This is a genomic window from Bacteriovorax sp. DB6_IX, from assembly GCF_000447775.1.
In the GTDB taxonomy this organism is placed as follows: domain Bacteria; phylum Bdellovibrionota; class Bacteriovoracia; order Bacteriovoracales; family Bacteriovoracaceae; genus Halobacteriovorax_A.
Window position 1 is genome coordinate 1 of record NZ_AUNJ01000421.1, and the last position, 6,355, is coordinate 6,355.

7 protein-coding genes are annotated in these 6,355 nt (G+C 38.0%); 6 read left to right on the forward strand and 1 reads right to left on the reverse strand.

Annotation, left to right across the window (positions count from 1 at the left end; translation table 11 throughout):
* The 4 genes from M901_RS18085 to M901_RS13150 form a co-directional block, all read left to right on the forward strand.
* A partial coding sequence (locus M901_RS18085) for a hypothetical protein (protein ID WP_034722249.1) occupies positions 1–229 on the forward strand: 229 nt, incomplete at its 5' end.
* Positions 213–446 (forward strand): hypothetical protein, encoded by a 234-nt coding sequence (locus tag M901_RS16720; protein ID WP_021278697.1) that lies wholly within the window; start codon positions 213–215, stop codon positions 444–446. The genes M901_RS18085 and M901_RS16720, both read left to right, overlap by 17 nt.
* Positions 443–946: an HD-GYP domain-containing protein gene (locus tag M901_RS13145; RefSeq protein WP_053335881.1), complete on the forward strand. Its 504-nt coding sequence runs from the start codon at positions 443–445 to the stop codon at positions 944–946. Before M901_RS16720 ends, M901_RS13145 begins: the two co-directional genes overlap by 4 nt.
* A gap of 32 nt (positions 947–978) precedes the next feature.
* Positions 979–1,743, forward strand: coding sequence for an MBL fold metallo-hydrolase (locus M901_RS13150; RefSeq protein WP_021278692.1), 765 nt, complete (start codon positions 979–981; stop codon positions 1,741–1,743).
* A gap of 59 nt (positions 1,744–1,802) precedes the next feature.
* Here the strand turns inward: M901_RS13150 and M901_RS13155 are convergent, their stop codons facing one another.
* Positions 1,803–3,746 (reverse strand): hypothetical protein, encoded by a 1,944-nt coding sequence (locus M901_RS13155; protein WP_021278693.1) that lies wholly within the window; start codon positions 3,744–3,746, stop codon positions 1,803–1,805.
* A gap of 125 nt (positions 3,747–3,871) precedes the next feature.
* Between M901_RS13155 and M901_RS13160 the strand changes: the two genes are divergently transcribed.
* Positions 3,872–5,053, forward strand: a complete 1,182-nt coding sequence (locus M901_RS13160; protein ID WP_034722252.1) for a hypothetical protein — start codon at positions 3,872–3,874, stop codon at positions 5,051–5,053.
* On the forward strand, positions 5,046–6,355 hold a 1,310-nt coding region (locus M901_RS13165), incomplete at its 3' end, for an LPS-assembly protein LptD (protein ID WP_034722254.1). The genes M901_RS13160 and M901_RS13165, both read left to right, overlap by 8 nt.

Genomic DNA, 6,355 nt, shown 5'->3' on the forward strand with positions numbered 1-6,355 from the left:
TTTAGAACATACTTTTTATAAAGATTCTAAAGTCGATAATATCGAAATAACTATCGATGAAAATACATTTCTTGGATCATGTGCATATTTCAGTGCCATCTTACATATTACGGATATTAATTCAGACATTAGAATAAAGCGTTCTCCTAAGTATTTAGTAGAGTCGAAGGCCGATAGCTTACTTCTTTATTCCACTTCTTTCAAAAGGAGAGTTGTTAGGTGTTATTGAGGCCTCTCATAAAAGAGGTTCGGATTTTTCGGAAGAAGATATTCATTTTGCGGAGGCCGTTGCGAACCAAATGACAATGTCATTGGAAAATTTTAGGCTTTTTCAAAAGCTGCAAAATCAATTTCTACAGGTTGTCGAGTCTCTAGCTGATGCTATTGGTAAGAAGGATGCATATACGGGTGGTCATACAAAGCGTGTTCGTCACTTCTCTGAATGATTGGGAAGGAATTAGACTTGGCCTTTGAGGATATGAATAACTTGAAGCTCTCAGCAGTTCTTCATGATATTGGTAAAATTGGGATTGAAGATAATATTTTAAAGAAGAAAGCACCTTTAACTGCAGATGAATTTCTTGTTATGAAAGAACATCCGCGTTTAGGTTATGAAATTCTTGGGCATATTGAGTCTCTTTCTGAGGTTGTTGATGGGATGAGATTTCATCATGAAAGACCTGATGGGAAGGGTTATCCTTTTGGTTTAAAAGGGGATGAGATTCCTGTTATTGCGATGATTATTTCTGTTGCTGATACTTTTGATGCCATGATTTCAAATCGTCCTTATCGAAAAGGTCTACCTCCGATGATTGCTTGGCAAGAAATCTTAGATAATAGGGGAACACAATTTTCTGAAAAGGTCGTTGATGCTTTTGATAGGGCCTTCAAGAAAACTAAGATGTATAGACCAGAAAAGATGGAAAAAATTAAAAAAGCCGGTTAAAATAAATACTATAGAGAGAAAGGGATGTTTCGATGATCGTAAAAATTGTTGGAGGACATGGAGGTGTTTCTCCAGGCTTTAGGGCGACTTCATACTTAATTGATGGAAAATTACTAATAGATGCTGGTTCAGTTGCTAGTGGTATTCCTATCGCAGAACAAGCTCTTATCGATAATATCCTCATTTCACACTCACATCTCGATCACATTTCAGACCTCGCTTTTCTAGCAGATAACTGCTTTGGGATGCGAGGAAAACCTTTTGAGATTTGGACATGTAAAGAAGTTGAAGACAATGTCATGACTCACTTACTTAATGACGCCATTTGGCCTGACTTTACCAAGTTGCCAAGTGCACAGGATCCAACGCTTAGATTTAATAGATTTGAAGCAGAAGAGGTCAAACAGATTGGTGATTATACTGTCACGGCCGTTAAGGTGAATCACTATGCGGGCTCGCTTGGTTTTATTATAGAAAAAGATGGAGCAAGTGTTGTCTTTACTCAAGATACTGGGCCAACAGATCGAATTTGGGAAATGGCCAAAGAAAAGAAGAATTTGAAAGGTATTTTCTGCGAGGTGAGTTTTCCTAATAGTCTTACTCAGGTCGCTATTGATAGTCGCCATCACACGCCAGCGACAATGAAAGAAGAATTGAAGAAAATGCCACAAGATGTTCCTGTCTTTCTTGGCCATTTAAAGCCAAATTTCCAAGGGCAACTTTATCAAGAAATTGCATCTCTTAATGAATCTCGTATAACTATACTTGGTTCAGATAATTCAAACTTTGTATTTTAGTTTTATAATTTTGACACAAATAAAAAAGCTCCATTATTAGGAGCTTTTTTTATATCATATTATCCTTCTAATAAGACAGGCATATCTGGAATAGGGATATTCGGCATTTGGCTCTGTGGTGGTTTTGGAGGAGTCACAGGTAGCTTAAAGTCATCATTTGAAGATGAGAAACAAGCATCAGCTTCACATTTTCCAATGAAGTGCCAAAGGTTCTTTCCATTCTTTTTCTTCGCAATTTTGTAATCGTCAGAGTCTTTCTCCTTACAGAAAACGTAGACTCTATATCCTTTTTCCATATCTCTTTTAAAGGTCTCTTCATTTTCATCTGAGACTTTACAACTTTTCTTGGACTTCGGTTTTCCAGAGTCCTGTGGAGAACAACTTGAGAATCCACAAGTCTGTCCTTCTGGAGACTTAATGCTTAGTTTAACTTCTTTGTCTTTTGCTTCGACATCCAAGCTTGCAAAGTCACCTTCCTCTGCCTTTGTTTCTTCTGGCTTCACAACAGGTGGGTTTGTTTCAGTTTTTGTTTCAACTGGGGCCGGGGCCACCACTTCTTTTGGTTCTGGATTGGCCGCAGGGTGATTGACACACTTTGTGAGGTCCATATTAAAACTAGTTTTATTACCTTCTCTCGTCGCCGTGGCCTTTTCTTCCATAAAAGAGATATTTGGTGTCGATGTAATATCTTGTGTGTGCTTAAAAGTAAGCTGTTTTGGGATATCACTTTCTTTTCCAACATTAATGATTTCATTGAATCGCATTTCTGTTAGCTTGTCTTGGTTTTGAATAGGGAAGTTATGTTCCCCAACATTTAAGGACCAAATTGGCTTTGTGATACCTTCAAAGTTCTTTAAATTCGCATCTAGAATCAGATTGTACTCTTGAGTTTCTTCATTTAATTCAAGCTCACACTTGATATCAGCACTTGTTCCTGCAACATGGAGGTAGGCTTCATCTATGACAGGTTTTTCTTTGAGTGCGAGGAGGATCTTTTCGAAATCGTCAAAGTCCTCTGTTAGAATTCCCATCGCAAAACATGGATTATTCATATCCGACTCAAGATTTCTTTGACATTCCTCACTTAGGTTTTTCATCACTAGTGGAAGGGCGTTTTCAATTTCTTTTGCAAAGAGTTTTTTAAAGTCTTTATAGTAAGCTTGAGTCTTACCTTCAATATGTGTCTTATCTTGTTCTGGGTATGCTCTTTGAGAAAAGTGACGCTTCATCTGACTTAACGTGAAATCAAGAATATTATCGTTATCGTCTTTTGACGTCATTCCCATCATAGCGTTACGAAGAATAAATGAGTCAACACTATTCATTCTGAGTTTATTGTTTAGAGCATTTTGCTCTTCAATTTCTTTGCGCCTCTGCTCTGACTCGTTACCGGTGAGGTCCTGATCTTTGAAGATGAGATGACTTTGTGAAACGAGGGCCTGTTGAAGCATGCTCTCAAATTGTCTGGCTTCAAGACTTGCTTCGAGATCCATATCATTCACAGACTGCAATACCATGTCTAATGTATCCATTGGCTTATAAGGAGGTGTGACAAAGACTTGCCTGATTGGCTTTTGTTCTGTTGGTGCTGCTCCTGAAAGCCCGATGGCCTGTGCTATATTTGCAGGTGAAAACGGGTTAGTATCTTTTGGTTTCTGTAAAACTTGAGATGGTAATGTCAGACCAAGCATTCTCTTGTAAAGAGCGTACATTTGATCCTGTGCCTTTATGGTATGAGGAGGCATGGCCCTAAACATTCCCTTGAGTTGTTTATCTAGATTTGGATCATTATGATATTGATTCTGAATCATGTAGAAATTTAGGGATGATTTAATAAGAGCAAGCTGCGCTCTTTTTTCGACCAAGTCTTTAAATCCTGCTGAGCCTTCTAGATTCTCAGTCATATGTGCTTTAATGGCCTTGATTAATGCAGGTCTACACTCTTCAGCAAAGACTGAATTGAATAATAGAGTAAATATAAGAAAACACTTAATTATTTGCATTATTTCTAGCTCTCCGTTAAATTTTATCGGAATATTAGTAAATTAAGTTGAGTGAAAAGGTCGTGAAAGTGAATAATACCTATAATATCAATAAGATATACTGTCCTCAAAGAGAGGATAAAGTGATGAAGCGCCTAATTTCACTGACTGGAATTGAAGGCTTTAGGCCAAGGCTGGAGAATATAAAGGCCTTCTTAGCTGGTTCTATAGAAAGAATTGAGTCCCATGGAACTAAAGTTGTCGTTATTGGTGGTACCAATGGCAAAGGTGGAACGACTCATGCTCTGAAATATTTGCTGGAGACTTATGCACCTAGTACTGGAGCTGAGAAAACTCAGAAGGTAAGTTGTTGGACTAGCCCCCATGTTCTCACAATTCTTGAGAGGCTGACGATTAATTCAGCGCCTATGAGCTATGATCGTCTCGATATGCTCTTAGACGAATATGAGAATTTTATAAAAGAAGAGGGACTCTCATTCTATGAGGCACTCTTTTATCTCTTTATTAAAGAAGTCTCAAATGAGCTTCCTGACTATCTGCTCTTAGAAGTTGGGTTGGGGGGGCGATTTGATGCAGTTAATATCTTTTCAAACCCGCTCTGTGCTTTGACTTCTATCTCACTCGATCACACAGAGATACTAGGTGAAACTCTTAAAGAAATTCTCTTTGAAAAGTATGGAATCACTCGAAGCTCAGGAGAGTTGATAAGTGCTGTTGAGCAGAAACATCTCCAACAAATATTGGCCACTTGGTGTGAGCGTGATGAAATACAGCTGACTCAATTAGAATTAAGTCCTGCATTAAGTTATGAGCAAAGAAATAGAGAATTGGCGAAGAAGCTGTTTGTCACGTTGTGTCACCGCGAAGTCGATGACAATCCACATTGGCCTCAGACAAAAGGTCGTAGAGAAAAGGTGACATTTCGAGAGCGAGATTTTATCTTTATAGGTGCCCATAATTTGGATGGACATCGTAAGATGTTAAAAATGCTCAAGGAAGAAGCTGTAGTATCAAATGATGATCTCTTAGTTGTCAGTTTCTCTTCAGGAAGAGAAAAACAAATTGAGAGTATTCTTAGTTTATATAGTAAATATCCTTGTTTATTTTCACAGAGGTGGCTGAGCTCTTTTCAAGGGCCAAGGGCAATTTCTAAAGATGATTTGAAGAAGTATGAAAACGATGACTTCTCATATCTTGATGATTGGAATTATTTACTTGATGACAAATATAAGAATAAAAAAATTATTATCACTGGCTCATACTTCTTCATCTCTGAAGTTCAAAAGCACTTTCATATGTTTGATTAGTCTTGCTGTACTTGCATTTTTTGTCCAGGACCACGCTCTTGCAAAAGAAGTTTTGAATCTTGGTGCGAATAGCGAAGTCCAGATTCTTTCAGACAAGGCCTTCCATAAGAGCTCGGAAAATACATACGAGGCCCATGGTAATGTTATTATCAAATTAAAGACTGACTCTATCTATGGAGAAAAGGCATCGCTTACTCCATCAAGTGCAAAGGTATGGGGAAATGTTCGCTATGTTGGGCCTCAGATAACTCTATATGGTACTGAGATAGACTTTTCTATTAAAGACGCCAAAATGACAGTTCATGATGCTAAGCTTGTTGATCAAAACTTTACGATCTTTGGAAAGAAGATTGTGAGATATGCTGATGGGCACTTAGAGGCCGAGGATGCTGAGTACTCAACTTGTCGTGATTGCCCTGGCTCATGGAGTGTACAAGGTGGTGAAGTACGAATTATTCCAGACCAGTATGTCTATATGAAGCATGCCTTTATTAAGATAAAAGGTGTGACCATCGTCTATATTCCTTATATTGTTTTTCCTATAAAGAAGGATCGTGAGACGGGATTACTCTTTCCTAAACTAGGCTTTGATTTAGAAAGAGGTTTCTATCTTCAGCAGCCTTTTTTCTGGGCCATAAACCAAAGCTCTGACTTAACGTTGTCTCCGACTTCATACGGTCAAAGAGGACTAGGTTTAGAATGGGAATATCGCAAGGCCATCAATAATAACTCTGATTTTAAGTTCTACAATCTTCAGAGCTTCGATCAAGTTTGGGCCCCAGGAAAAATTAATGAGGATAAGTTAGGGGATAGAAAGCTTCGTCAATTCTATGACTATGACTTCTTCTATAAGCCTAGCAACGATAGGACTTTCTTTGTTGAAGGTAAGCAACTTTCTGATCTTGATATTCTTAGTGATTACAATGTCTATATTGAGAAGAGACTGTTAAATAATGAGCATGGGCATAAAGTCGGTTTTCAAGAAGTTTTTCCCAACTTCTTCTTTGGTGTAGAAGGGAACTTTATGAATAATGCCTTCTTTGCCAATGCCAAAGGCTTTGATCACTCTTATGTGCAAAACCTTGGACATCTTGAAATGTCTCATACTCCTATTAACTTTCTTCAATCTTCAGGTTTGATTTCGAAAATTTCTTTTGATCAAAATTTGGATCTTGCTTATTTTAAACAGAATCATGTTGGAGAAGGCCAGTACCTGAGAAATGTCCAACGTCTAGATTATCGACCAAGTGTGTGGATGAAATTAAGGCCCTTTGGTCCGGTTAATTTTGAAGCGACTTATAA

Bases quoted from the DNA above. Each gene is read 5' to 3' on its own strand.
- M901_RS13160 (WP_034722252.1), top strand. From the start codon at position 3,872: ATGAAGCGCCTAATTTCACTGACTGGAATTGAAGGCTTTAGGCCAAGG.
- M901_RS13150 (WP_021278692.1), top strand. From the start codon at position 979: ATGATCGTAAAAATTGTTGGAGGACATGGAGGTGTTTCTCCAGGCTTT.
- M901_RS13145 (WP_053335881.1), top strand. From the start codon at position 443: ATGATTGGGAAGGAATTAGACTTGGCCTTTGAGGATATGAATAACTTG.
- M901_RS13155 (WP_021278693.1), bottom strand. From the start codon at position 3,746: ATGCAAATAATTAAGTGTTTTCTTATATTTACTCTATTATTCAATTCA.